Below are 24,654 nucleotides of genomic sequence, written 5' to 3' on the forward strand. Positions count from 1 at the left end.
TAAGTTTATTTTTTAATTTATATTTAAAGCAGTTTCTTCAAAATAACAATCTGCCCTAAATGATACACATCATGCTGAATAATTCCATGAATATGTTCATAATAGGTATGACCATTATTTACGTAGATTTTTGCTAAATCGGCATCATCAAAATCTTCAAAAAAAGTATTCCACGCCTCTTGTGATTTTGCCAGTGTTTGAAGTGACTGCTCCCAAGCGGCTTCTGATGGATCTAAAACAGGAACAAAATAATTATGATCTGGTGTAATAATCGTTTCACCCTGCATACGCTGTAAAATGTTTCTTCTCCATTGTATAAGGTGGTTTACAATTTCCCATATTGTATTTAATTTTGGATCTATTTTTTTATAGGCCTGTTCTGCGCTTACATTTTGTAAAGTGTCTGCCAGAGTGACCTCCAGCCAAGGATTTCCATTATAAATAGATTGATATAGGTTTGAAATTCTTTTGTTTTCTGACATGAGTTCTGGTTTTTTTTAATTCCTAGCTAAGATACAAATAAAGTAATCTACAACTCATCCTTAAAATTCTACAATTGGGTTATTATATATTTTTTAACAGGAAATGTTAAAATACATTTGCTTCATCAAAAACCAATATCATGAAAACCAGAATTACTTTTATTTTATTATTACTAAGCACTTTTACTTTTGCTCAAAATATTATTTCAGGAAAAGTAGTAGATCAGAAAGGAAAACCAGTTGCCGGTGCCAATATTTATCTTGACGGAACTTACGACGGAGCAACAAGTTCTGAAACGGGAGAGTTTTCTTTTGAAACTACAGAAACAGGAAATAAATTTTTAGTAGTCAGCTTTTTGCTTTTCGAAACCTTCAAACAAGAAATTGATGTTGCGAATTATAAAAACCAAACGGTTAAATTAAGAGAAAATATTAATGCGCTGGATGCAGTGGTTATTACAGCCGGAACTTTAGAATCTGGAGACAAAGCAAGAGTTTCAGTTTTAAAACCTTTAGATATTGTAACAACTGCAGGTTCTGCCGGAAATATAGTGGCGGCTTTACAAACATTGCCAGGAACACAAACTGTTGGTGAAGACGGACGTTTGTTTGTACGTGGAGGTGAAGCGAGCGAAACACAGACTTTTGTGGATGGAATTCGCGTAGCACAGCCTTACGGAGCGACAACTAACAATCTGCCAACAAGAAGCCGTTTTTCTCCTTTCTTATTCAGTGGAATTGCATTTTCCACTGGAGGTTACTCTGCCGAATATGGTGAAGCTTTATCAAGTGTTTTGCTTTTAAATACTCAGGATGAGGCAGATCATGAAAAAACAGATATTGGATTAATGACAGTTGGATTGAGTTTGGGAAATACTCAGAAATTCAAAAAAAGCTCTTTGAGTGTTAATATGATGTATGTGAATCTGGCGCCTTATCAGGCAGTAATTCCTCAAAATGTAAAATGGAATAGTCCTTATCAATCGCTTGGAGGTGAAACCGTTTACCGATATAATTTCACAAACGGAATCTTTAAATTATATGCTTCTTTCGATTCAGAAAGATTCGATTTGAACCAGAAAAATATCAACTTCGAAAATCCAATTAGAACTGATTTAAACAACAATAACTTCTATTTAAACTCTTCTTACAAAGGAACTTTTGGAACAGGCTGGCAGTTAACTTCAGGAATTAGTTATGGTTACAGCAAAAACAAAATCAAATATGATATTAATGATGTTGACAGCAATGAAAATGCGGCTCAGTTAAAATTAAAATTGCAGAAAAAAATCTCAAATCATTTCAAAGTTTCTTTTGGTACTGATTATTTCATTACAAGATTCAATGAAAACTTCAATGATAATACTTCTATTGATGTGGCAAATGGTTACGATTCTAACATTTTTGCCGCTTATACAGAAGCAGATATTTTATTCTCTAAAAATCTGGCGATGAAAGTAGGTTTTAGATATTCGAACAATAGTTTGTTAAACGAAAATAATATTGCACCTAGAGCTTCTATTGCTTACAAAGTTTCGAAAAGCAGTCAGTTCTCATTTGCTTACGGAGATTTTTCTCAAACGCCTGTGGTAGATTATATCAAATTTTCAAAATACCACCAGTTTGAAAGTGAAAAAGCACAGCATTATATTTTAAATTACCAGTTTACACAACCAGGTCAGACGTTTAGAGCCGAAGCATATTATAAAGATTACAGCAATTTGGTTCAATACAATACAAGAGATATTCAGTACAATTCAGTTTTCAATAACAACGGTTCAGGTTACGCAAAAGGATTGGATATTTTTTGGAGAGACAGCAATTTGTACAAAAACTTAGAATACTGGATTTCATATTCATATATAGATTCACAAAGACAATATAAAAACTTCCCAAATATGGCAACTCCAAGTTTTGTGGCCAATCATAATCTGTCTGTTGTAACGAAATATTTCATTACAGATTGGAAATCACAAATCGGATTCACAAATAGTTTCAGCACAGGACGTCCGTACAACGATCCAAACCAGACACAATTTATGAACGGAAAAACAAAATCGTATAATAACTTGAGTTTCAATTGGGCGTATTTACTAACCACACAAAAAATCCTTTATTTCTCAGTTTCAAATGTTTTAGGGACAAAAAATATTTTTGGATACGATTATGCTAAAAATCCAGATCCAAGTGGTGTATATCAAAGACAAGCCGTTGTTCCAACAGCAGATAGATTCTTCTTCATAGGTTTCTTCTGGACAATCAGCCAGAATAAGAGTGAGAATCAGTTGAAGAACTTGTAATTCAGGTACAAAGGGGCAAAGGTCCAAAGGGGCAAAGCTTTAAAAGTTTAAGAAGGAAAACCTTTGTCACTTTGTAACTCTGAACCTTTGTAACTCAAAAAGAAACAATTCAGTAACCAAAATCAACAACTCAGCAGCATTTAATTTTAAAAGAGTAAAAACCACTATACTTTTGAAGTGTAAAATAAAAGGAACAAAGAAGCAAAGTGACAAGGGCTCAAAGTTTTAGAATCTTAATATTAGAAAAAAGCCTTTGTCACTTTGCAACTCCAAACCTTTGAATCTTAAAAAAAGAACCTTAAAAAAAGAAATCATGACCAAAATTATTACCATAACTATTTTATTTATCTGCAGCTTAATGTCTGCTCAAAATGTGAAATTAACAGTTACTGTTTCAGGTTTAAAAAGTAACACAGGAACGGTTAAAGTTGGATTGTATAATTCAGACGGAACGTTTCTTAAAACAACATATAAAAGTCTTGCTTCCGAAATTAAAAATAACAAAGCAGTGGTGACATTTGATAATCTTCCTGCTGGAGAATACGCCATTTCAACGTATCATGATGAGAACAACAACGGGAAACTAGACAAAAATATGATGGGAATTCCGTCTGAAGATTATGCTGCTTCCAATAATGCAAAAGGATTTATGGGGCCGCCTTCCTATAAAGATGCTAAATTTGATATCAATAAAGATTCAAAAATTGAAATTACATTATAATAAAAATAACTAATCTCTATAAACAAACCATTAAATAACTTGTAAAATGAAAAAAATCATCACTTTAATCGCATTATTTGTAGTAGTAATAGCTTCGGCTCAAACGCAATTTGAACAAGGAATGACAAAGGCTTTCGGACTTTGGAAAGAAGGAAAAAATGCAGAAGCTTCGGCATTATTTGAAAGAATTGCAGCAGCAGAAAAAAACAGTTACTTGCCAAATTACTATGTTGCTTTAATTAATACTACAGCTGTTTTTACAGAAAAAGACAAAACTAAAATCGATCTATTGTTAACTAAAGCACAGGACGCATTAGACATTGAGTTTATTAAAGACCAAAATAATGCCGAATTGTACGTGTTACAAGCTTTAATTTATACAGGATATGTAGTAGCTGACCCAATGACAAACGGAATGAAATATTCTAGTAAAGTGATGGAAGCTTACGCAAAAGCAAAAGCGATTGATCCAAATAACCCAAGAGCTGTATTTGGAGAAGCTGATTATCAGTTAGGAGGGGCAAAATGGACAGGTGTTGACACAAAACCTTTGTGTGCGCAAGTTGATAAATCTATTGAACTTTTTGCTACTTTTAAACCAGAAACTCCTTTTTCTCCAAAATGGGGATTAGACAGAGCTTTGGAAATCCAAAAAACTTGTAAATAATTTAATTCAAAGAAGTAATGACTTTAAAACCAAATCTACTTAAAGCATTGTTAGTAGGCGGAATCGTTTTTCTATTCTCCTTCCTGATTCGTTTTGCTTCATTTGGAATGGCAATTTTCAATAATAATTTGTACATATTTTTCTTGTACTGTATGCTTTACAGCGTTGTCCTTTATATTGTAAATGCTTCTCTATTTGTATACTTAGATAAGGTTTTTAAAGACAACAGATTTTCTAATAAAAGAATTTTTATAGGTTTTGTAAGCTCCTTTTTTGTTTCGATTTTCTTTGTTTTTCTACTTCGTGTTTTTACGAATGTAGTAATTGAAAGACGTCCGATATTAAGCTTTCTGGCAAATGAAGAAGCTTCAACATACATTGAAAATGCAGTCATTGCTTTTATTATTCTCCTAGTATTTCATGCCTTACATTTTTACAAAGCTTATCAGGAGAATAAAGTTATACAACAAAAGATTATTGCGGGAACGGCAAATGCCAAATTCGAAAGTTTAAAAAATCAGATCGACCCGCATTTTCTTTTTAATAGTTTGAATGTTTTAAGTTCTTTGATCGAAGAAAATCCCGACAATGCGCAGCGATTTACAACATCGTTATCTAAAATCTACAGATATGTTCTGGAACAAAAAGATAAAGAATTAGTTTCTGTAGAAGATGAACTATCGTTTGCTAAAACCTACATGAACCTTCTAAAAATGCGTTTCGAAAATAGTTTGTTTTACGAACTGCCAACAGAAAACATCAATCCAGACGCGAAAGTAGTGCCATTGTCTTTACAGCTTTTGCTCGAAAATACGGTAAAACACAATGTAGTAAGCGAACAAAAACCATTGCACATTCGAATTTTTATAGACAAAGATTATTTAGCAATACAAAATGATCTTCAGAAAAAAGAAGTACTTCAAGATAGACAAGGTGTTGGACTTCAGAATATTGTAAATCGATACGGAATTATAACTGATAGAAAAGTGAAAATTGAACAAGATGAAAAGAATTTCACAGTTAGGATTCCAATTTTAACTAAACAAATAACTGTCATGGATATAAGTACAGAATACAACGACGAAGCTAAAGCATATTACAGAGCTAAAAAAAGAGTGGAAGAGTTGAAAGGATTTTATGGAAATTTAATTTCATATTGCTGCGTGATTCCGTGTTTGGTTTTTATCAATTTACAATTCTCACCTGGATTTCAGTGGTTTTGGTTTTCAGCTTTAGGCTGGGGATTTGGAGTTGCAATGCATGCATTTAAGGTGTTTGGTTACAGCTCTGACTGGGAAGAAAGAAAAATTAGAGAAATTTTAGAAAAAGAGAATAATCAAAAAACTTGGAAATAATGACTGATAAAAATCATCTTGAGGGAGAACGATATTATCAAGCTCAAAAAAGAGTGAAAGAAATTAGAGAGTTTTATGAACATTTAACGGTTTATATTCTTGTAAATCCTATCGTAATTGTGGTAAACATTATGACTTCATCAGGATATTTATGGTTTGTATGGTGTTTGATGGGCTGGGGAATAGCGATTGTTTTACATGGATTGAAGGTTTTTAGCTTTCCGCCTTTTTTCAATAAAAAATGGGAAGAAAGAAAAATTAGAGAAATTCTGGAAAAAGAAAAAAATCAAAAAACTTGGGAATAATATGGAAACAAATTCTAATAATAACCCGGAAGAATACGAATTACAGCAATTGGCCAGCAAAAAGGTAGTTAAGTTAAAATCGTTTTACAAACATACATTTCTGTACCTGATTGCTTTAGCACTTTACCTTTTAAAAGAATATACAGAACTACCGCTGCATTTCATTCCGATTAATTTTTTAAATGATGTAGTAATCATTATTTGGTCAGCCGTATATGTTGGATCAGCTATAGATATGTTTGTCTCTTTCAGAATCTTTGGACATGAATGGGAAGAACGTAAATTGAGAAGTCTTTTAGAAAAGAAAAATAAAACACAAAAATGGGAATAATTATGGAAATGAATTTTAATGAAGAAGACAGATACATTCAGGCTCGCAAAAAAGTCGAAAGTATAAAAGGATTTTACGGAAATCTAGTTGCTTATATTTTAGTAAATGCAATTTTGATTTTTATAAATCTGTATACTTCACCCAAATATTTATGGTTTTTCTGGCCGTTAATGTGGTGGGGAGTTGGAGTAGTTCTTCATGGATTAAAAGTTTTTGAAGTATTTCCTGTTCTTGGAAAAGGCTGGGAAGAAAGAAAAATCAAAGAATTCATGGAAAAGGAAAAAGAGAACAAAAACAAATGGAAATAATTTAGATAAAAAAAATAAAAATATGGGACGTTTTAGAAGACGCATGTACGAAGAGTATGCACAAGGGTTCAGCTCAGATGAAGGCTATAACAATGCCTACAAAAAAGTAAAACGATTAAAAGGATTTTATTCGCATTTAAGAGTTTACATTATAGTAAACTTGATTATTATTGTTGCCAACATAAATAAAGATATTTTTACAGAAGGAATTCACGCCAGTGCATTGTCAGATTGGAGAACGTATTCGACTGCATTTTTCTGGGGAATTGGTTTAGCAGCTCACGCCTTATCGGTTTTTGGAAGAGACCTTTTCTTCAGCTCTGACTGGGAGCAGAAAAAGATCCAAAAATATATGGAGAAAGAAGCTGCAAATACAAATAAATGGGAGTAATTTTGATTTCGTATTTTTCAAATTTTACAATATAGTAAATGATCACATTAATTATAGAAGACGAAAAACCAGCAGCGAGATTGCTGCAAAGAAAGCTTGAAAAGTTAGATGTTACAGTAGAAACGATGCTTCATTCTGTTGAAGAATCGGTAGAATGGTTTTCAAATAACCAGCATCCGGATTTGATTTTTTTGGACATTCAGCTGTCAGATGGTTTATCGTTTGAGATTTTTGAAAAAATAGATATTAAAAGCGCTATTATCTTTACAACGGCATACGATGAGTATGCCTTAAAAGCTTTTAAACTTAACAGTATAGATTACCTTCTTAAACCAATTGATGAAGATGATCTTGAAGCTGCAGTTTCAAAATTCAAATCCCGACTTCCAAAAGCTCCAGCTGAAACATCAAACCTGCAGTTGGATTTTGAGCAGATTCGCCAGATGTTGTCAAATCCGTTTGAGAAAACGTATAAAAAGCGTTTTACAGTCAAAATCGGACAGCATTTAAAAGTCATCAATACAGAAGAAATCGAATGTTTTTTCAGTGAAAATAAAGGAACTTACATTCATACTTTCGAAAACCGCGATTATTTAATTGATTCAACGCTGGAAATTTTAGAGCAAGAATTAGACAAGAAGGATTTCTTTCGCGTAAGCAGAAAATTTATTGTTCCGCTAAAAGCCATTAAAGAAATTCAGGTGTATACTAATTCTCGTTTAAAAGTGATTTTACCAAGTTATAAAGATGATGAGGTTATTGTAAGCCGAGAAAAAGTGCAGGATTTTAAGAGTTGGTTGGGGTAATTTTTTTGTGAGATGTGAGAAGAAAGAAGAAAGAAAATGTTGTTCCCGTGGAAAAAGCCATAGGCTCGATACATATTGTAGGGCCGGATTTCAATCCGGTTTCGTTTTATATAAAAGCATAGCAATAAAAAAAGAGCCATTTGGCTCTTTTTTTATGTTTTAATATTTGATTTTTATTTGCTCAAACGGTGTAATGTATACGTCATGGCACTTAAAAGGAAAAATGCCATAATTTGGTGGATTAACCCTAAAGCCAATGGAACGCTGTACAATAAAGTGAAAACGCCTAGCGCAAACTGAATGAAAACAAAAGCGACAAGGGTTTTTATTCCATTTGATTGTGTATTGGTAAGTGTGTATTTTTTGCTTTTGAAGAAAAGAAAAAGAATCATCGCAACCACTACATAAGCAAAAGTTCTGTGCACAAACTGAACACCGCTTTTTCCTTCAATTAAATTTTTCACTAAAGAAGACTGCTCAATAAAAACCGATTCGTGAATAAATTCTCCATCGCTCATTAAAGGCCAGTGATTGTGAATTAATCCAGCATTTAAACCTGCGACAAATCCGCCGTAAATAATCTGAATTAATAAAGCAGCCAAAGCATATCTTGCTATTGTGCGAAGTGGTAAAATTTTATTGATATTTCTTTCAGGGTAAATTAAATCCAAAGCCACCCAAAGTGTGTAAGCGAAAGTGATAAACGCAAAAGTTAAATGTAATGAAAGTCTAAAATGGCTTACATCTGGATTGTCAATTAATCCGCTTTTTACCATAAACCATCCTAAGAAACCTTGGAAAGCTCCCATTGCTAGAAGCACAATGCATTTTTTTATGGTTGGAGTATCTAATTTTTTTCTAACTAAAAAGTAAACGAAAGGCACAAAGAAAACCAAACCAATAATACGCCCGATAAAACGGTGAAACCATTCCCAGAAATAAATGAATTTATAATCTGATAATTGAAAATCGTTGTGAATATTGATTTTCTGATATTCAGGGAATTTTTTGTATTCGTCAAAAGCGGCCTGCCATTTGGCTTCTGTTAAAGGAGGGAAGGTGTCGGTTACTAAATGCCAGTCGGTCATTGATAAACCTGAATTGGTTAAACGAGTAATTCCACCCACGACAACCATTAAAAATAATAAAACACAACCCGATAGTAACCAAATGATTACTGATTTATTTTCTTTTTTCATTCTTTTCCGATTAATTCGATTTCGTTTTTATTTTTTGTTTTGGAAATTTTTTTCAAATATAATTTTGCGATATATATGTTTGCTAAATAGGTAAGAGGAAATACGAGTCCTGCATATAGAAACCTAACAACATAACTGTTATAATCAATTTTTACATCTAACAATTCATTAAGGTAAGGACTAATCAATATTGCCATAAAAATTAGCATAATTGTAAAGAGTATAAGAAGACTTACAAAAAAATAAAGTAATTTATGTACAATTGGTTTTCCTTTAACATTTTTAAGTTTTTTGAAAAATATATAGTTTGGATGGACAATTGTTATTGCAATTAAAGCCCAATAAATATAAACTATATAATCCTCGTTCATTATTTCTTAAGCGTTAGATTCAGCTTTTCAGCTCTTTTAATCACAAAATCATAAGCCGCTTGATATTCATTCGGAATATCGCCTTCTAAAATGGCTTCTTTCACTGCTTCTTTCAAAATACCAATTTCGCGTGAAGGTTTCAAATCAAACATTTCCATAATTTCTTCTCCTGTAATTGGCGGCTGGAAATTACGAACGTGATCGCGTTCTTCAACTTCCACAATTTTTCTGCGGACAACTTCGAAGTTTTTATGGTATTTTTTGAATTTCGCTGGATTTTTGGTTGTGATATCGGCTTCACATAAAGTCATTAAATCTTCTACATCTTCACCCGCATCAAAAACCAAACGACGAACTGCGCTGTCAGTCACAATATCCTGCGCCAAAACAATCGGACGAGAACTCATGATAACCATTTTCTGAACGAATTTCATTTTATGGTTCAAAGGCATGTGCAAACGTTCGAATATTTTCTTAGCCATTTTTCCGCCTAAGAATTCATGTCCGTGAAAAGTCCATCCTTGTTTTTTGTTGAAACGTTTTGTTGGTGCTTTTCCAATATCATGCAATAAAGCTGACCAGCGCAACCAAACATCATCTGTATTTGGACAAATATTATCGACAACTTCCAGCGTATGATAAAAATTGTTTTTATGGGTATGACCTTCGATTTCTTCCACCTGATTCAAGGCGGTTAATTCAGGTAAAATTAAATCTAAAAGACCCGTTTTGTATAAAAGTAAAAATCCCGTTGAAGGTTTATTGGTTAGAAGAATTTTGTTTAATTCATCAACAATTCTTTCACCAGAAATAATTTTGATACGATCCGCATTTTTTGTGATGGCATTTAGTGAATCTTCTTCAATTTCAAAATTCAGCTGAGTCGCAAAACGAATCGCGCGAAGCATACGCAAAGGATCATCAGAATAGGTAATATCTGGATCTAATGGCGTTTTGATTGTTTTATTCTCTAAATCTGTTAATCCGTTAAAAGGATCTAAAAGATCTCCGAAATTATTTTGATTTAAAGACAAAGCAAAAGCATTGATCGTAAAATCACGACGATTTTGATCATCTTGTAAAGTTCCGTTTTCAACAATCGGGTTACGGCTGTCACGGTTATACGATTCTTTTCGCGCGCCTACAAATTCAATATCGGTATCTTCAAAGCGAAGCATTGCTGTTCCGTAGGTTTTAAATACTTGAACTTTTGGTTTGTTTGGAAGCAAATTAGAAACTTTAAGGGCTAATTCAATTCCGCTCCCAACTGCTAGAACGTCGATGTCTTTTTTCGAACCTCGGTTTAAAAGCAAATCACGAACAAATCCGCCGATCACATACGAATCAACGTTTAATTCTTGAGAAGCTTTCGAAATGATATCGAAGATTTTGTTTTGTAAAGCAGATTTATAGTTTGTTTGTATAGCCACGAATTCACTAATTTTTATAAAATAATACGTTTATGTTCAAGCGAGGAAGAATTAAAGTTTGCTAAAATCGCTAACTTATTTTTGGAAACTTTTAGATAATTAAGACATTGTGAAATGTACTTTGGATGTAAAAAATCACTTGATTTTATTTCAAGTATAATTTGATCAAACAAAACAAAATCAGCATAAAACTTGTGATTTAATATAATGTCTTTATAATTTACCAAATATTCTTTTTCTCTTTCAAATGGAATATTGGCTTTTTTGAACTCATATTCTAAAGCATCTTTATATACGATTTCAGAAAACCCTCCACCTAAATTTCTATGAACATCAAATAAAATTCCCATTATCTGATAACTTTCTTGCTGATACAATATTTTTGTCATGATCTAAATTTTTCCGCCACGAATTCACGAATTTTTCTAATTAATTTAAAAAGTTAATTCGTGAATTTGTGGCTATTATTTAGAATACAACTTTCAATTTTTGTATTGAAAATGTTTTTGGAATTTTATGGTTGCAAATTTACAACATAGAAAATGCCTTTTATAATCTATTGTTCACTTTTTTGAATAAATTCACAATTTTTCAATTGAATTTTATGAAAATAAAAAAACGGTGGTGGGTACTATACGAATTAATCTAAATTTTCCGCCACGAATTCACGAATTAATTTTAATCATTTCGGATAAATTTGTGCAATGAATTACCCGAATTCATTCGGAACTAAACTCAGAGATTGTAAAAAAATGAATTCTTGAATTTTGTCATGATCTGGATTTTCCGCCACGAATTCACGGATTAATTTTAATCATTTCGGATAAATTTGTGCAGTGAATTACCCGAATTCATTCGAAACTAAACTCAGAGATTTAAAAAAATAAATTCTTGAATTTTTTCATGATCTGGATTTTCCGCCACGAATTCACGAATTAATTTTAATCATTTCGAATAATTTTTGCAATGAATTACCCGAATTCATTCGGAACTAAACTCAGAGATTGTAAAAAAGGAATTCTTGAATTTTGTCATGATTTAAATTTTCCGCCACGAATTCACGAATTAATTTTAATCATTTCGGATAAATTTGTGCAATGAATTACCCGAATTCATTCGGAACTAAACTCAGAGATTTAAAAAAATAATTCTTGAATTTTGTCATGATCTAAATTTTCCGCCACGAATTCACGAATTACTTTTAATCATTTCGAATAATTTGTGTAATGAATTACCCGAATTCATTTGGAACTAAACTCAGAGATTGTAAAAAAATGAATTCTTGAATTTTGTCATGATCTAGATTTTCCGCCACGAATTCACGAATTACTTTTAATCATTTCGAATAATTTGTGCAATGAATTACCCGAATTCATTTGAAACTAAACTCAGAGATTGTAAAAAAATAAATTCGTGAATTCGTGGCGGAAAAAAATATACACATATAAAACAAATCAATTGCGATAATCTATTTTTAGAAATGCAATTTGTATTTTTGAATTATACAAAAACGTACAAATGAAAATTGTTATATCTCCAGCGAAATCATTGAATTTCGAAAAAGAATTACCAACATCTCAATATACAGAACCATCTTTTTTAAAAGAAGCGCGAGTGGTTCATAAAGTGGTTAAACAAAAAAAGCCAGCTGAATTATCAGAATTAATGTCAATCTCAGACAAACTAGCCGATTTAAACTGGAAAAGAAATCAGGATTGGAAAACGCCTTTTACTCCTGAAAATGCCCGTCCGGCGGTTTATACTTTTGATGGCGATGTTTATACAGGATTAGATGCTTATACTATTCCGTTAGAAAAATTAGATGTTCTACAAGATAAACTTAGAATCTTATCTGGTCTTTACGGACTTTTAAAACCACTTGATTTAATGCAGGCGTACCGTTTAGAAATGGGAACTAAAATGCCAGTTGGAGAATCTAAAAATCTTCACGATTTCTGGAAACCAACTGTTACAAAAGCTTTAAATAAAGAATTAAAAAAAGGGGATTTGTTTGTGAACTTGGCAAGTAACGAATATTTTTCTGCGGTTGATGTTAAAGCTTTAAAAGTGCCTGTAATTACTCCAGATTTCAAAGATTACAAAGATGGAAAACTAAAAATGATCAGCTTCTTTGCGAAAAAGGCGAGAGGTATGATGGTTCGTTATATTATCGATACAAATGCTGAAACTATTGATGATCTAAAAGGTTTCAATTATGAAGGATATCAATTTGATGCAAATCTTTCAAAAGGAAATCATTTAGTTTTTACAAGATAGTTTTTTTAGGTTCAAAGGTTCAAAGGTTCAAAGGTGCTGAGGTACTAAGGTTTTTCTAAGAATTTAAGTTTTTTTTTAAGAATCGTAGATTCGAACAATTTTGTAGGCAGGGATTTAAATCCCTGCGGATTTAGCAGATTAAATAAAAACGATCATAAAAAACAACGCCGAATTCTTGATGGAATTCGGCGTTTATGCGTATTATAAAATTATTATTATCATTAATGCATTGCGTCGGCTGCACTAATTTTGTTCTTCCCTTTTTTGATAAAGAGAATAATCGGTATGCAACATAAAAACATGATTCCTAGATACATGAAAATATCCATATAAGCCATTACGGTACTTTGCTTCATTACAGAAAGTTCTATAAGCTGATATGCTTTTTTCAAAGCAACATCGGCGCTATAACCTTTTGCCATGAAGGCACGCTGCATGCCTGCAATACGTTGCTGTACGTCGAATTTGGCAGGATCTAAATTATTAATTAAATCAACTCGGTGTGACTGGCTGAAACGTGTGATGAAAGTGGTAATAATGGCAATACCAAAAGATCCACCTAACTGACGCATCATTCCGCTAAAAGCCGCACCTTCACCAATTTGCTTTCCTTTTAAGGTTGAAAGAGTAAGGGTTGTAATAGGAACGAAAAGCAGTCCTAAACCAATACCTCTTAAAATTAAAGGCCAATACATATGTTCTACACCAGTATCTGGAGTCATTCTAGTGTACATCATAAAAGTAAAGAAGAAGAAAATTAAAAATCCTACTCCTACCATATATGCTTGTGGCACACCTTTCTGAATCATATTACCTACAAACGGCATCATAAACGCAGTTGTAATGGATCCTGGAATTAATAATAAACCAGCATCAGTTGCAGTCCATCCTAAAATAGACTGTGTGTAAATTGGGATAATTAATGTTGATCCGTATAAACCGAAACCAAGAATGAAAGACATTAAAGTCCCGATTCTTAAATTTCCGTCTTTTAGCACACTTAGGTTTACGATTGGGTGTTTATAAGTAAGCTCTCTCCAGATAAACAACAACAATCCAAAAACAGTAACAACACTTAGGGTTACGATTAAAGAATCGTTAAACCAATCGTCCTGTTGCCCGTGTTCCAAAACGAATTGTAAAGAACCAATAAAGGTGCTCAACAAAATAATTCCCCACCAGTCAACCTGATTTGCTTTTAGTTTCTCACCGTATTTTGGACTTCTAACGAAAGTTAAAGCCAAAACTGTAGCGATAATTCCAAGTGGAATATTAATATAGAAAATATAAGGCCAAGAATAATTGTCTACTAAATATCCTCCCAAAGGCGGACCTAAAGTTGGACCTACAATTACACCCATTCCATAAATTGCCTGTGCCATACCACGTTTTGCAACGGGATAACTTTCTGTAATAATGGTTTGGGCTGTCACTAATAACGCTCCACCACCCATACCTTGTACGAATCGGAAAGCTACCAGCTCCCATATATTTGAGGCATTACCACACAAGAAGGAACAAACGGTGAATATTATGATCGAAGCCACAAAATAATTACGTCGTCCAAATTGCTGTGACAGCCAGCTTGTCATCGGAATTACAATAACATTCGCAATGGCGTATGCTGTAATTACCCATGCCACATCGGTCAAGGTTGCCCCAAGACTTCCGCGCATGTCTGTAAGCGCTACGTTTACAATCGTGGTATCAACAATTTCCAGCAGTGCACAAAGTACTGCCGTAATCGTAATGACAACACGTCTGAAACCGTATTCTACTAAATCGTCGTCTTGTACTGCTGTTGCCATTTATTTTATTTCAAATGTACATCTACATCAACATTCATTCCTGGGCGTAATAATTTTACTTTTTCAGGATCGTTTGATTGGTCGATACTAATTTTTACTGGTAATCTTTGAATTGTTTTCACGAAGTTTCCTGTAGCATTGTCAGGAGGTAATAATGAAAAACGAGATCCTGTTGCAGGTGAAAAAGATGTTACAGTACCTTTAAATTCATAGTTTGGATATGCATCAACTTTTAAACTTACTTTTTGTCCCACAACCATTTTGTTCAATTGTGTTTCTTTAAAGTTTGCTACAACCCAAGCTTCGCTATTGTTAATGATATAGAATAAAGATTGTCCTGGCTGAACCAATTGTCCTGGCTGAATATCTACTTTAGAAACTTGACCATCAATTGCAGCAGTAACAACAGTATAAGAAAGGTTTAAGTGAGCAACATCAAGCATTGTTTTTGCTTTTTTAATGTTTGCTGCTGCAACTTCTGTTTGTTTATCAGATACTTTAGATTTTGACTGAATAACTGATTTTTGGTAAGAACTTGCTCTTTGTTGTTGTTCTAAAACACGCACTTGGTTTTCAGCTTCATCTTTTGCAGCCTGAGCTTGCTCAAATTGTTGCTTTGTAATAGTATGTGTTTTGTATAAGTTATTGTAACGGTTAAAATCGTTTGTAAGCTGTCTCAATCTGATTTTCGCACTTTCGATAGAACCTGTAGCAGATCTCATTTGAGCATCAGAAACTGAAATACTCGCATTTGCACTTCCAATATCGGCTTTTGCAGCTTCAAATTGACCTTCAGCTCCTAGTAAAGCAGCATTTGCTTCATCGATTTTTAACTGATAATCTCTCTTATCGATTGTAAATAAAGTATCACCTTTTTTTACATAGTCATTATCTTTCACATACACTTTGCTGATATATCCTGACACTCTCGGGATAATAGGGTTCATTCTTTTTTCTATTTGAGCATCATCTGTTTCTTCGTGAGCTTGAGAGTGAAGATATTTAGATATTCCGTAAGTTCCGCCTCCTAAAATCAGAACTGCAAGTATGATGATGAATTTTTTATTTGTTTTTTTCTTTTCCATGAGAGCTGTCGATTATATTTTTGAAAGATTGAATGATTGTGATAATTGTCCTGATACCGAAAGTAATTCGTAATATTTTTGAATGATTGTTGCTTTTGCCACTGCAGTGTTGATTTTTGCACTTAATTGCTCAACGTCTGCTTCCACCAAATCATTGGTATCTGCTAAACCATTGTCAAATTTGTCTTTTACAAGTCTGTAATTTTCAGATGCTTGCTGAAGTGCTTCTTCGTAAACAACACTTTGATTGATCGCTAAGTCATAATCTTCAATAGATTTTTGAACTTCTACTTTAATACGGTCGGTCATAATAGCTTCAGTATTTTTAACTTCCAAAGCTTTGCTTTCTGCTTCTTTTACATGCGAACTATTTTTCAGAATTCCAGATAAATCATACGATAAACCTATACCGAAATTCATGGCATATTTTACTGTAATAATGTCTTTAAGATCTAAAGCCGTATATCCACCAAGTAATGAAAGAGTAGGATAATAGCCTGATTTTGCAATTTTAACATTAGCTTCCGAAGCTTTTTGTTGTAAACGAATCGCTTCTAAATCTTTTCTGTTTTCAAGTGCTATTGCATCAGACGTTGGTGCATTAGTTGTTTTTAAATTGAAGAAATCTTCTTCATTAACTTGAATTTTTACAGATGGCTCTAATTTAAGTAATGTCGTTAGATAAAAGTTAATGTTATTGATATTATTATTAGCTTCATCAATAGATAATTGTGTTTTTGAAACTAACAATTGCGCTTTCAATAAATCATTTCTCGGAATAATTCCGTTTTTTTCTAATTCAGTAAAATCCGTAACACGTTGTTTCGCACTTTTTTGGTTTTCGTTTAAAACATCTAAAGTTTTCTGTGCTTTATATAAAGCCGTGTAATACGTAATTACTCTTAAAGCGACATCTTCTTTTGTTTTGGCAGCGTTTACACTTTCTGCTTCGTACAAACTTTCAGAAGCATTTATGCTGTTTTGGATTTTAAATCCTGCAAAGATTGGAAGGCTTAAATTTGCCATACCTAACATTGCCTGATCCGGAGATGGCATTGGTTCAGAACTTGACTGACCACCATTGTGCATATCAATAGAAGCCTTTGTTAATCGCTGGTACTGACCTGAAATTTTTAAGTCCGGATATTGGTTGTTTTTAACCGATTGAAGTTCATATTTTTTTGAGTTCACCTTAGTGTTGGCAAGCGTAACCTCGTTACTCTTTTCCCAAGCCATTTTTACGGCTTCATCTAAGGTTAAACTTGTTTTCTCTTGTGCTTCTAGTGAAGATATTCCGATAAAGAAAACTCCAAAGAGCATTAATTGACTAATTTTCATAAACAAGTAGCGCTTTTATAGTTTGTTGAATGTGCTTTGTAAGATTGTTTTTAATGTAATTGTTAAACATTTCTTCGGTTTTTAAATCCAGTAATTCTTCGAAGAATGAGCGATTCATATGAAAGTGAAAAAAGGTTCCAATAATCGTGGGCGTGATCAGCGGAATGTTAAGATCTTTTCTAAAAACTCCCTGATCTTGACCTTGCTTAATAATACTTTCGACTGATTTTAAATTTCCTTTTTTAAGTTCGGTGAAAGCTTGAAGGCTTTTTTCTCTTTTTTTATTGTAAAGTTCAAAATGTAAAACCCTGTAAATCCCTTTGTTGAGACAAATTCTGTTAACGTAAATTTCGATTAATTTATTGACTTTCTCAAGAGGTTCGATGTTTTCCTGTAATAAATTTTCGAGTTGTAATTTTAAATCAGAAGTCTTATGAAGAATTAAAGCTTCCAGTAGTCTTTCTTTTGAACCAAAGTAATAAGACACCATGGCAATATTAATTTTTGCCTCTTTGGATATATCCCGTATCGATGTCCCTTCAAATCCTTTCTCAGAAAATAGTCTTTCTGCAACTTCAAGAATCTGAATTTTTTTATCGTTTAATTCGATGTTTGACATAGCGTGTTTTCTAATCGGGTACAAAATTAAACAGTTGTTTAATTTAAACACTTGTTTAATTTTGTTTTAACAAAATATTAACATAAAACGGTTTCGGTGTTTTGAAACAAAAAAGCTGAAATACTTGGTATTTCAGCTCTTAAGAATTTATTTGTTTAAATTACAAATGATGTATTATCGAATCTCTCCAACAAACTCAGCAATTTTCCCGCTCCCGTTTTCGCTTAAATGTTTGATAAAAGCACTTCCAATAATAGCGCCTTTTGCATATTTTGTTGCCTGACTGAAAGTTTCTTTATTTGAAATTCCAAATCCAACAATTTGTGGGTTTTTCAAATTCAGATTTGATATTCTCTCAAAATATTCTTCTTGAACATTTCCAAAACCGCTTTGAGATCCCGTAACACTTGCAGAACTTACCATATAAATAAACCCGTTTGAAACGCTGTCTATAAAACGAATTCTTTCGTCTGAGGTTTGAGGCGTAATCAAAAACACATTTATTAAACCATATTTTTCAAAAATCGCTTTGTATTCGTCTGCGTAAACATCCACTGGAAGATCTGGAATAATCAAACCGTCGATTCCAATTTCAGCACATTTTTGGCAGAATGCTTCCACGCCGTATTGTAACATTGGATTGAAATATCCCATGATAATCAATGGAATTTTTACGCTTTCGCGAATGTTTTGCAGCTGATCGAATAGGATTTGAGTGGTCATTCCGTTATGAAGTGCCTGTGTAGAACTCGCTTGAATAGTTGGACCATCTGCCAAAGGATCACTGAAAGGAAGTCCGATTTCAATTAAATCTACTCCGTTTTTTTCTAAATCTTGAATAATCTGCACTGTATCGTTTAAATTTGGATATCCGGCAGAAAAATAAATAGAAAGTATCTTTTTATCTTCTTGTAATTTCTGAGTTATTCTGTTCATTTTACTATCTTTTTATTCCTGCAAGGTTTTCAAAACCTTGTAGGTCTTTTATTTTACTTGATTTTAATTATGCCTACAAGGTTTTGAAAACCTTGTAGGAATTTTTATGTTGTAATGATTTTACTCGTCCAATCATCACCTTGTTTTTCAACAAGTAATAATCCAGGGTCAGAATCATTCATTTGAGCAATTAATTCTCCTTTATTGTCCCAAAAAGCACTTTGTCCCGCTGAAGGTGAGCCCCAAGATTCTCCACTGAAATTTGACATCAACACACTCATTTTGTGTTTCGCAGCATAATTTTGCAAATCTCTATAAGCACTCGGAATTCCGTTTGGTGAAAAGAAAATACTAGCGATATAAATATCAGTTTCTCTTTTTCGTGCATGTTCTGGATGAAGCGGATTGTCAATATCGGCACAAATGGCAAAAGAAATATTCTGATCTTCAATACGAATCATTGGATTATAATCGAATGTCGAATCGAAAAATTCATCTTCGCCTTCATGTAAAAACTGCTTTGTATAAATTGAAACCGAATTATCTGGCGATATAATGAACTGCCCGATAAACATTTTTGATTCAATTTGAATTGACGCTCCAGCAATAATGGTGATTTTATTTTTAACAGCTAATTCTTTTAAATGATCTAAACGCGTATCCTCTTTTTGAAACACTAATGGTGCAGCATTTTTTCTTTCATATCCTGTAATCGACATTTCTGGAAATACAATTAAATCTGCTCCATTTTGTACAGCCAATTCAATAAGACGATAATGATCTAATAAATTAGCTTCGATATTTTCGCGAGTTGGTTTTGTCTGTGCAGCTGCTAAAATCATATTATTTATTTTCTGTATAAACCCAAGCCATTCTTCCAGATTGAAGTTTAACTTGAACTCTTTTGTATGAGTTAGATTCGAACTGATCTACTTTTAACAATTCTGGATTTGAAACTTCAAAAGCAACACCATGTATAATGTCTTCCAGATTTTCACTTGGTACAGCCACAACATAATCTGCCATTCCAAATTCTTCTTCTATTTGTAAACTTTTAAGTTTGAAACCCAGTATTTGATCTGGAGTACCACTTAAAACTTTATTAAAAATCTGCATTTGAATTTGTTTCGATCTTAATGTTCCGTAAGAGAATAATAGTTCCATAATTATGATTTTCTCGTTATTTTTTGCGTTAGGGATGGGCGCGGCATCCTTTTTATTTTTTCTTTAAAAATAAAAAGATATAGCAGACAGCCCGACCGTAGGGAACGCCCAAATTACGATTTTTATTACAATTTAAAATAGTCTATATAATTATCTAAATCTTTATCGCCGCGACCTGAAAGACTGATTACAACAACGTCTGTAGGTTTAAATTTCTTTTGATCTAAAACGGCAAAAGCGTGTGCGCTTTCAATAGCCGGAATAATTCCTTCTAATTTTGTTAGTTGTAAACCAGCATTCATCGCATCATCATCGGTAACAGAGAAAAATTCTCCACGTCCGCTTTGAGCTAAATGTGCGTGCAAAGGTCCAACTCCTGGATAATCTAAACCTGCAGAAATAGAGTACGGTTCTGTAATTTGTCCATCTGTAGTTTGCATTAAAAGCGTTTTACAACCGTGAATAACACCAACTTTACCTAATTTGCTAGTTGCTGCGCTGTGTCCGCTGTCTACACCTTTTCCAGCTGCTTCCACTGCAATGATTCCCACTTCTGGTTCGTGTAAAAAGTGGTAATACGTTCCTGCGGCATTACTTCCTCCGCCAATGCAAGCGACAACATAATCTGGGTTTTCACGTCCTTCTTTTTCTTTTAATTGCCATTTAATTTCCTCAGAAATAATGCTTTGAAAACGTGTTACCATATCTGGATAAGGATGAGGTCCAATGGCAGATCCAATAATATAATGTGTGTCAACCGGATTGTTGATCCAGTCACGAATGGCTTCGTTTGTAGCGTCTTTTAAAGTTCTTGAACCTGAAAGTGCGGGACGAACTTCTGCACCTAACATTTTCATACGTGCTACATTTGGTGCTTGGCGTGCAATGTCAATTTCGCCCATGTATACAATGCATTCAATTCCCATTAAAGCACAAACTGTCGCAGTTGCCACACCGTGCTGTCCAGCGCCAGTTTCGGCAATAATTCTTTTTTTGCCTAGACGTTTTGCCAGTAAGATTTGCCCAATTGTATTGTTTACTTTGTGTGCTCCAGTATGGTTTAAGTCTTCTCTTTTTAGATAAACTTTGGTGTTGTATTTCTCCGATAAACGTTTCGCAAAATACAGCGGACTAGGGCGTCCAACATAATCTTTCAACAATTGGTTGAACTCTGCTTTAAAATCAGGTTCATCCATTATGCTTAAATATTTCTGGCGTAATTCTTCTACATTTGGATAAAGCATTTCAGGGATATAAGCTCCTCCAAATTCTCCGTAATATCCTTTTTCGTTGACGTTAAAACTCATTTTTTTAAAGTTTAGATGTTTACAATTTCAAATTTGCGTTTAAAATTGCTTAATAGGTTTTTATTTTTTAGCCCTGGTTCGATTTCAAATTTACTATTTACATCGACAGCATAAATAGGCAAATTGGTTTTTGAAATTTCTTCAATGGCTTTTAATTCGTTCATTCCAATTCCACCGCTTAAAAAGAAAGGCTTTTTCGAATTGTATTTTTTTAAGATGCTCCAGTCGAAAGTTGTTCCGTTTCCGCCTGGTAATTTTCCTTTTGTGTCAAATAGAAAATAATCGCAGACATTTTCAAAAGCTTTAATAATTTCAAAATCAAAATTTTCGTCAGCCGAAAATACTTTAATAATTTCGATTTCCTTTGGCAGTTTTTCTTTTAATGCTGTACAAAATTCAACCGATTCTTCTCCATGCAGTTGAACAGCTTGCAAGTTGTATTTTTCTACTTTTTCTAGAATTTCTTCCTGACTTTGATTGACAAAAACGCCTACTTTTTTGATGGTTTTAATCAATTCGGGAACATTCCCGTTGCAATATCTAGCGGACTTTTCCCAGAAAATAAATCCCATATAATCGGGTAGGAGCGCGCCTACTTCGAGGATATTTTCTGGATATTTCATGCCGCATATTTTGAGTTTCATTTTCGTTGTGTGTTTTTACCGCAAAGTGCGCTAAGGTTTTTTGTCTTTGAGTGTGCTTAAAAACGCAAGGTTCGCAAAGCTTTGTGTTGATTTTTTTTCGCCACGAATTCACGGATGATATGAAAATTAAATTTATCAATTCGTGGCTAATTTTATTCGCCTAAATTTTTTATAAATTCTGTTGCTGCTACGCCAGCGTTATCGGTTTTCATGAAGTTTTCTCCAATTAAGAAACCTTTGTATCCGTAAGGTTTTAATTCTTGAATAGCTTCAATTGAAGAAATGCCGCTTTCCGAAACTTTTACAAAATCATTCGGAATTTGTGAAGCTAATTCTTTACTGAAATCTAAACTTACTTCGAATGTTTTTAAGTTTCTATTATTTACCCCAATCATGTCTAAAGTCGGCATAATTGATTTTTCTAATTCTTCTTGATTATGAACTTCTAAAAGAACTTCTAAACCTAATTTTTTAGCAAATTCAGATAAAGATTTGATTTCTTCGCGAGTTAAAACGGCTGCGATTAACAAAATCAAATCGGCTCCGTGTGCTTTTGCTTCTAAAATCTGATATTCGTCTACAATAAATTCTTTTCGCAAAAGCGGAATATTTACTGAAGCTCTGGCTAAAAGCAAATCGTCTAAAGATCCGCCGAAATATTTTCCATCAGTTAAAACGGAAATTCCGCATGCACCAGCATTTTCGTAACCTTTTACCACTTCTTCAACGGTAAAATTATTGTTGATGATTGATTTTGAAGGAGAACGGCGTTTGTGTTCTGCGATAATTCCAGAGTTGCTTTCTTTTAATTTCTGACTAAGTGAAATAGTCTGTTTTCCAAAAAATACAGAAGCTTCCAATTGAGAAACCGGAATAATCGATTTCTTCAAAATCACTTCTTGTTTTTTGTCTATGATTATTTTATCTAAGATGTTCATTGTTGTGTTGTTTCATGTTTCACGTTTCATGTTTCAAGTTAGAACGTTCAAAACAACTTGAAACCTGAAACTTGAAACTAAAAAATTATTTACTTAATTCTTTCAATTTTTTCAATGCTTTCAGTCCTTTTCCTGATAATAAACTTTCTTTTGCCAGTTCAAAACCTTCTTGCGGAGTGCATTTGTTTACCGTTGCGATTGCCATTGCAGCATTGGCACAGACTACATTATTTTGAGCTTCGTTTCCTTTTCCAGAAATGATATTCGTGAAAATTTCAGCCGATTCTTCGATGGTTTTTCCGCCTTCAATTTCAGTTTGAGATAAAAGACGAACTCCAAAATCTTCTGGTTTTATCATGCCTTCCATGTGGCTAGTGATAATTTTTGTTGGTCCTGTTAAAGAAATTTCGTCATATCCGTCAAGCGAATGTAAGATTGTGAAATTGGTATCGGTATTTTGGTATAAATACGCATACATTCTTGCTAATTCTAAGTTGAAAACTCCAACCAATTGATTTTGTGGAAATGCTGGATTTACCATTGGCCCTAACATATTAAAGAAGGTTTTTACTGCCAGTTCTTTTCTAATTGGCCCTACATTTTTCATTGCTGGGTGAAATAGGGGAGCGTGTAAAACACAAATTCCAGCCTGATCGATACATTTTTCTAAAAATGCTGGATCGTTGCTAAATTTAATTCCCATTTTTTCCATTACGTTGCTTGATCCAGAAATAGAAGAAACGCCGTAATTTCCGTGTTTTGCGACTTTTATTCCCGCTCCTGCTGATACAAAAGAAGCTAAAGTCGAAATGTTGAAAGTGTCTTTTCCGTCACCACCTGTTCCACATAAATCGATGGTATTGTAAGCTGATAAATCTACTCGGATGCAAAGATCTAATAATGCTTCGCGAAATCCCGAAAGTTCATCAATGGTAATGCTTCGCATCATATATACAGTCAAAAATGCTGAAATCTGACTTGGGTTATATTGACCGCTTGAAATATTAATCAATACGTTTTTTGCTTCTTCTTTAGTAAGCACTTCGTGGTTGATTAATTTGTTTAATATAGTTTTCATTTTTTTAAAGATTCTAAGTTGCTAAGGTTCTGAGATGCTAAGTTTTTTGTTTTATTTGTTTCAAGTTTCAGGTTTCACGTTCCAGTAACTTGAAACTTTAAACTTTAAACCTGAAACAAAAAATTAACTATTAATCCAATTCTCTAAAATCCTTTTTCCGTTTGGTGTTAAAACGCTTTCTGGGTGGAATTGAACGCCTCTTACATCGTAATTTTTGTGTCTTAAAGACATAATTTGACCGTTTTCGTCTACCGAAGTTGCTTCTAAATCTTCTGGTAAATTAGCGTCAACAACCCACGAATGGTATCTTCCAACCTCAAACTCGTTTCCTAAACCTTCAAACAAAATTTCATCTGAAACTACTGTTTTTACATTTGTAGAAACGCCGTGATATACTTTGTCAAGGTTTGAAAGTGTTCCGCCGAAAACTTCCCCAATAGCTTGTTGTCCTAAGCAAACTCCTAAAATGCTTTTTGTTGGACTGTATTTTTCGATTACAGCTTTCAATAATCCTGCTTCGTCTGGAATTCCAGGTCCTGGCGAAAGCAATATTTTTTCGAAAGAAGCAATTTCATCAATTTCGAATTCGTCGTTTCTGTAAACGGTTACTTCGCAATCTAAATCTTCTAAATAGTGCACTAAATTATAAGTGAAACTATCGTAATTGTCTATAACTAAAATCTTTTTCATTTTTTGTTTTATTTCCAGTTTCAAGTTTTTTTGGTTTCACGTTTCAGCAACTTGACCCGAGCGATAGCGAACTGGCGAAGCAAACTTGAAACAAAGACAACCTG

Annotated in this window: 27 protein-coding genes; 10 read left to right on the forward strand and 17 right to left on the reverse strand. The window is 33.3% G+C overall.

Annotated features, from left to right (window positions below; all coding sequences use genetic code 11):
• Positions 1–23: 23 nt before the first annotated feature.
• On the reverse strand, positions 24–482 hold the full coding sequence (locus tag P2W75_RS18095) for a DinB family protein (RefSeq protein ID WP_207295107.1): 459 nt from the start codon (positions 480–482) through the stop codon (positions 24–26).
• Positions 483–622: 140 nt separating this feature from the next.
• Between P2W75_RS18095 and P2W75_RS18100 the strand changes: the two genes are divergently transcribed.
• The 9 genes from P2W75_RS18100 to P2W75_RS18140 all read left to right on the forward strand — a co-directional run bounded on the left by P2W75_RS18100 (position 623) and on the right by P2W75_RS18140 (position 7,666).
• Complete coding sequence (locus tag P2W75_RS18100; protein ID WP_276381552.1) at positions 623–2,782, forward strand: TonB-dependent receptor; 2,160 nt, start codon at positions 623–625, stop codon at positions 2,780–2,782.
• A 313-nt stretch (positions 2,783–3,095) separates the two neighbouring features.
• Positions 3,096–3,503: a DUF2141 domain-containing protein gene (locus P2W75_RS18105; RefSeq protein ID WP_207295109.1), complete on the forward strand. Its 408-nt coding sequence runs from the start codon at positions 3,096–3,098 to the stop codon at positions 3,501–3,503.
• A gap of 46 nt (positions 3,504–3,549) precedes the next feature.
• On the forward strand, positions 3,550–4,170 hold the full coding sequence (locus tag P2W75_RS18110) for a hypothetical protein (protein ID WP_207295110.1): 621 nt from the start codon (positions 3,550–3,552) through the stop codon (positions 4,168–4,170).
• A gap of 17 nt (positions 4,171–4,187) precedes the next feature.
• Positions 4,188–5,525 carry a 2TM domain-containing protein gene (locus tag P2W75_RS18115; RefSeq protein ID WP_207295111.1) on the forward strand — a complete coding sequence of 446 codons (1,338 nt, stop codon included), beginning with the start codon at positions 4,188–4,190 and terminating at the stop codon, positions 5,523–5,525.
• Positions 5,525–5,830 carry a 2TM domain-containing protein gene (locus P2W75_RS18120; protein ID WP_276381554.1) on the forward strand — a complete coding sequence of 102 codons (306 nt, stop codon included), beginning with the start codon at positions 5,525–5,527 and terminating at the stop codon, positions 5,828–5,830. The genes P2W75_RS18115 and P2W75_RS18120 overlap by 1 nt, the downstream gene beginning before the upstream one ends.
• Before the next feature lies 1 nt (position 5,831).
• On the forward strand, positions 5,832–6,161 hold the full coding sequence (locus tag P2W75_RS18125) for a 2TM domain-containing protein (RefSeq protein WP_276381555.1): 330 nt from the start codon (positions 5,832–5,834) through the stop codon (positions 6,159–6,161).
• Positions 6,162–6,163: 2 nt separating this feature from the next.
• Positions 6,164–6,469, forward strand: coding sequence for a 2TM domain-containing protein (locus tag P2W75_RS18130; protein WP_239023088.1), 306 nt, complete (start codon positions 6,164–6,166; stop codon positions 6,467–6,469).
• A gap of 22 nt (positions 6,470–6,491) precedes the next feature.
• On the forward strand, positions 6,492–6,860 hold the full coding sequence (locus tag P2W75_RS18135; RefSeq protein WP_207295115.1) for a 2TM domain-containing protein: 369 nt from the start codon (positions 6,492–6,494) through the stop codon (positions 6,858–6,860).
• Positions 6,861–6,898: 38 nt separating this feature from the next.
• Positions 6,899–7,666: a LytTR family DNA-binding domain-containing protein gene (locus P2W75_RS18140; protein ID WP_276381556.1), complete on the forward strand. Its 768-nt coding sequence runs from the start codon at positions 6,899–6,901 to the stop codon at positions 7,664–7,666.
• Positions 7,667–7,839: 173 nt separating this feature from the next.
• Here the strand turns inward: P2W75_RS18140 and P2W75_RS18145 are convergent, their stop codons facing one another.
• Genes P2W75_RS18145 through P2W75_RS18160 form a run of 4 tightly spaced genes read right to left on the reverse strand, consistent with a single transcriptional unit; the run spans position 7,840 to position 11,055 of the window.
• Positions 7,840–8,865, reverse strand: coding sequence for a COX15/CtaA family protein (locus tag P2W75_RS18145; RefSeq protein ID WP_276381557.1), 1,026 nt, complete (start codon positions 8,863–8,865; stop codon positions 7,840–7,842).
• The gene (locus P2W75_RS18150; RefSeq protein ID WP_276381559.1) at positions 8,862–9,236 is read right to left on the reverse strand and encodes a hypothetical protein; all 375 of its coding nucleotides are present in this window, start codon (positions 9,234–9,236) and stop codon (positions 8,862–8,864) included. The genes P2W75_RS18145 and P2W75_RS18150 overlap by 4 nt, the downstream gene beginning before the upstream one ends.
• The gene (locus P2W75_RS18155; protein ID WP_276381560.1) at positions 9,236–10,666 is read right to left on the reverse strand and encodes an HD domain-containing protein; all 1,431 of its coding nucleotides are present in this window, start codon (positions 10,664–10,666) and stop codon (positions 9,236–9,238) included. The genes P2W75_RS18150 and P2W75_RS18155 overlap by 1 nt, the downstream gene beginning before the upstream one ends.
• A gap of 14 nt (positions 10,667–10,680) precedes the next feature.
• Positions 10,681–11,055 carry a GxxExxY protein gene (locus tag P2W75_RS18160; protein WP_207295119.1) on the reverse strand — a complete coding sequence of 125 codons (375 nt, stop codon included), beginning with the start codon at positions 11,053–11,055 and terminating at the stop codon, positions 10,681–10,683.
• A gap of 1,129 nt (positions 11,056–12,184) precedes the next feature.
• Here P2W75_RS18160 and yaaA point away from each other — a divergent pair.
• On the forward strand, positions 12,185–12,943 hold the full coding sequence (gene yaaA, locus P2W75_RS18165) for a peroxide stress protein YaaA (RefSeq protein ID WP_207295120.1): 759 nt from the start codon (positions 12,185–12,187) through the stop codon (positions 12,941–12,943).
• Between the two features lie 221 nt (positions 12,944–13,164).
• Here yaaA and P2W75_RS18170 read toward each other — a convergent pair whose 3' ends face one another.
• The 12 genes from P2W75_RS18170 to P2W75_RS18225 form a co-directional block, all read right to left on the reverse strand.
• Complete coding sequence (locus P2W75_RS18170) at positions 13,165–14,751, reverse strand: DHA2 family efflux MFS transporter permease subunit (RefSeq protein WP_207295121.1); 1,587 nt, start codon at positions 14,749–14,751, stop codon at positions 13,165–13,167.
• A gap of 5 nt (positions 14,752–14,756) precedes the next feature.
• Positions 14,757–15,836: an HlyD family secretion protein gene (locus P2W75_RS18175; protein WP_207295122.1), complete on the reverse strand. Its 1,080-nt coding sequence runs from the start codon at positions 15,834–15,836 to the stop codon at positions 14,757–14,759.
• Between the two features lie 12 nt (positions 15,837–15,848).
• Positions 15,849–17,174, reverse strand: a complete 1,326-nt coding sequence (locus P2W75_RS18180) for a TolC family protein (protein ID WP_207295123.1) — start codon at positions 17,172–17,174, stop codon at positions 15,849–15,851.
• Positions 17,164–17,793: a TetR/AcrR family transcriptional regulator gene (locus P2W75_RS18185; protein ID WP_207295124.1), complete on the reverse strand. Its 630-nt coding sequence runs from the start codon at positions 17,791–17,793 to the stop codon at positions 17,164–17,166. Before P2W75_RS18185 ends, P2W75_RS18180 begins: the two co-directional genes overlap by 11 nt.
• 174 nt (positions 17,794–17,967) lie before the next feature.
• Positions 17,968–18,729, reverse strand: coding sequence for a tryptophan synthase subunit alpha (gene trpA / locus P2W75_RS18190; RefSeq protein ID WP_207295125.1), 762 nt, complete (start codon positions 18,727–18,729; stop codon positions 17,968–17,970).
• 104 nt (positions 18,730–18,833) lie between these two features.
• A complete protein-coding gene (locus tag P2W75_RS18195; protein WP_276381561.1) occupies positions 18,834–19,571 on the reverse strand; it encodes a carbon-nitrogen hydrolase family protein in 738 nt (245 codons plus the stop codon).
• Between the two features lies 1 nt (position 19,572).
• Entirely contained in the window at positions 19,573–19,893 is a 321-nt protein-coding gene (locus P2W75_RS18200; RefSeq protein WP_207295127.1) for a gamma-glutamylcyclotransferase family protein, read from the reverse strand.
• A 125-nt stretch (positions 19,894–20,018) separates the two neighbouring features.
• Positions 20,019–21,200: a tryptophan synthase subunit beta gene (gene trpB / locus P2W75_RS18205; RefSeq protein ID WP_276381562.1), complete on the reverse strand. Its 1,182-nt coding sequence runs from the start codon at positions 21,198–21,200 to the stop codon at positions 20,019–20,021.
• Positions 21,201–21,211: 11 nt separating this feature from the next.
• Positions 21,212–21,844: a phosphoribosylanthranilate isomerase gene (locus P2W75_RS18210; protein ID WP_276381563.1), complete on the reverse strand. Its 633-nt coding sequence runs from the start codon at positions 21,842–21,844 to the stop codon at positions 21,212–21,214.
• Positions 21,845–21,996: 152 nt separating this feature from the next.
• Positions 21,997–22,782: an indole-3-glycerol phosphate synthase TrpC gene (gene trpC, locus P2W75_RS18215; RefSeq protein WP_207295130.1), complete on the reverse strand. Its 786-nt coding sequence runs from the start codon at positions 22,780–22,782 to the stop codon at positions 21,997–21,999.
• A gap of 85 nt (positions 22,783–22,867) precedes the next feature.
• A complete protein-coding gene (gene trpD, locus P2W75_RS18220) occupies positions 22,868–23,860 on the reverse strand; it encodes an anthranilate phosphoribosyltransferase (protein ID WP_276381564.1) in 993 nt (330 codons plus the stop codon).
• Positions 23,861–23,983: 123 nt separating this feature from the next.
• Positions 23,984–24,550: an aminodeoxychorismate/anthranilate synthase component II gene (locus tag P2W75_RS18225; protein ID WP_276381565.1), complete on the reverse strand. Its 567-nt coding sequence runs from the start codon at positions 24,548–24,550 to the stop codon at positions 23,984–23,986.
• Positions 24,551–24,654: the final 104 nt, after the last annotated feature.

It is taken from the genome of Flavobacterium sp. H4147 (assembly GCF_029360735.1).
In the GTDB taxonomy this organism is placed as follows: domain Bacteria; phylum Bacteroidota; class Bacteroidia; order Flavobacteriales; family Flavobacteriaceae; genus Flavobacterium; species Flavobacterium endoglycinae.

Coding starts and splice junctions, on each gene's coding strand:
- P2W75_RS18095 (WP_207295107.1), bottom strand. CDS start 482: ATGTCAGAAAACAAAAGAATTTCAAACCTATATCAATCTATTTATAAT.
- P2W75_RS18100 (WP_276381552.1), top strand. CDS start 623: ATGAAAACCAGAATTACTTTTATTTTATTATTACTAAGCACTTTTACT.
- P2W75_RS18105 (WP_207295109.1), top strand. CDS start 3,096: ATGACCAAAATTATTACCATAACTATTTTATTTATCTGCAGCTTAATG.
- P2W75_RS18110 (WP_207295110.1), top strand. CDS start 3,550: ATGAAAAAAATCATCACTTTAATCGCATTATTTGTAGTAGTAATAGCT.
- P2W75_RS18115 (WP_207295111.1), top strand. CDS start 4,188: ATGACTTTAAAACCAAATCTACTTAAAGCATTGTTAGTAGGCGGAATC.
- P2W75_RS18120 (WP_276381554.1), top strand. CDS start 5,525: ATGACTGATAAAAATCATCTTGAGGGAGAACGATATTATCAAGCTCAA.
- P2W75_RS18125 (WP_276381555.1), top strand. CDS start 5,832: ATGGAAACAAATTCTAATAATAACCCGGAAGAATACGAATTACAGCAA.
- P2W75_RS18130 (WP_239023088.1), top strand. CDS start 6,164: ATGGAAATGAATTTTAATGAAGAAGACAGATACATTCAGGCTCGCAAA.
- P2W75_RS18135 (WP_207295115.1), top strand. CDS start 6,492: ATGGGACGTTTTAGAAGACGCATGTACGAAGAGTATGCACAAGGGTTC.
- P2W75_RS18140 (WP_276381556.1), top strand. CDS start 6,899: ATGATCACATTAATTATAGAAGACGAAAAACCAGCAGCGAGATTGCTG.
- P2W75_RS18145 (WP_276381557.1), bottom strand. CDS start 8,865: ATGAAAAAAGAAAATAAATCAGTAATCATTTGGTTACTATCGGGTTGT.
- P2W75_RS18150 (WP_276381559.1), bottom strand. CDS start 9,236: ATGAACGAGGATTATATAGTTTATATTTATTGGGCTTTAATTGCAATA.
- P2W75_RS18160 (WP_207295119.1), bottom strand. CDS start 11,055: ATGACAAAAATATTGTATCAGCAAGAAAGTTATCAGATAATGGGAATT.
- yaaA (WP_207295120.1), top strand. CDS start 12,185: ATGAAAATTGTTATATCTCCAGCGAAATCATTGAATTTCGAAAAAGAA.
- P2W75_RS18170 (WP_207295121.1), bottom strand. CDS start 14,751: ATGGCAACAGCAGTACAAGACGACGATTTAGTAGAATACGGTTTCAGA.
- P2W75_RS18175 (WP_207295122.1), bottom strand. CDS start 15,836: ATGGAAAAGAAAAAAACAAATAAAAAATTCATCATCATACTTGCAGTT.
- P2W75_RS18180 (WP_207295123.1), bottom strand. CDS start 17,174: ATGAAAATTAGTCAATTAATGCTCTTTGGAGTTTTCTTTATCGGAATA.
- P2W75_RS18185 (WP_207295124.1), bottom strand. CDS start 17,793: ATGTCAAACATCGAATTAAACGATAAAAAAATTCAGATTCTTGAAGTT.
- trpA (WP_207295125.1), bottom strand. CDS start 18,729: ATGAACAGAATAACTCAGAAATTACAAGAAGATAAAAAGATACTTTCT.
- P2W75_RS18195 (WP_276381561.1), bottom strand. CDS start 19,571: ATGATTTTAGCAGCTGCACAGACAAAACCAACTCGCGAAAATATCGAA.
- P2W75_RS18200 (WP_207295127.1), bottom strand. CDS start 19,893: ATGGAACTATTATTCTCTTACGGAACATTAAGATCGAAACAAATTCAA.
- trpB (WP_276381562.1), bottom strand. CDS start 21,200: ATGAGTTTTAACGTCAACGAAAAAGGATATTACGGAGAATTTGGAGGA.
- P2W75_RS18210 (WP_276381563.1), bottom strand. CDS start 21,844: ATGAAACTCAAAATATGCGGCATGAAATATCCAGAAAATATCCTCGAA.
- trpC (WP_207295130.1), bottom strand. CDS start 22,782: ATGAACATCTTAGATAAAATAATCATAGACAAAAAACAAGAAGTGATT.
- trpD (WP_276381564.1), bottom strand. CDS start 23,860: ATGAAAACTATATTAAACAAATTAATCAACCACGAAGTGCTTACTAAA.
- P2W75_RS18225 (WP_276381565.1), bottom strand. CDS start 24,550: ATGAAAAAGATTTTAGTTATAGACAATTACGATAGTTTCACTTATAAT.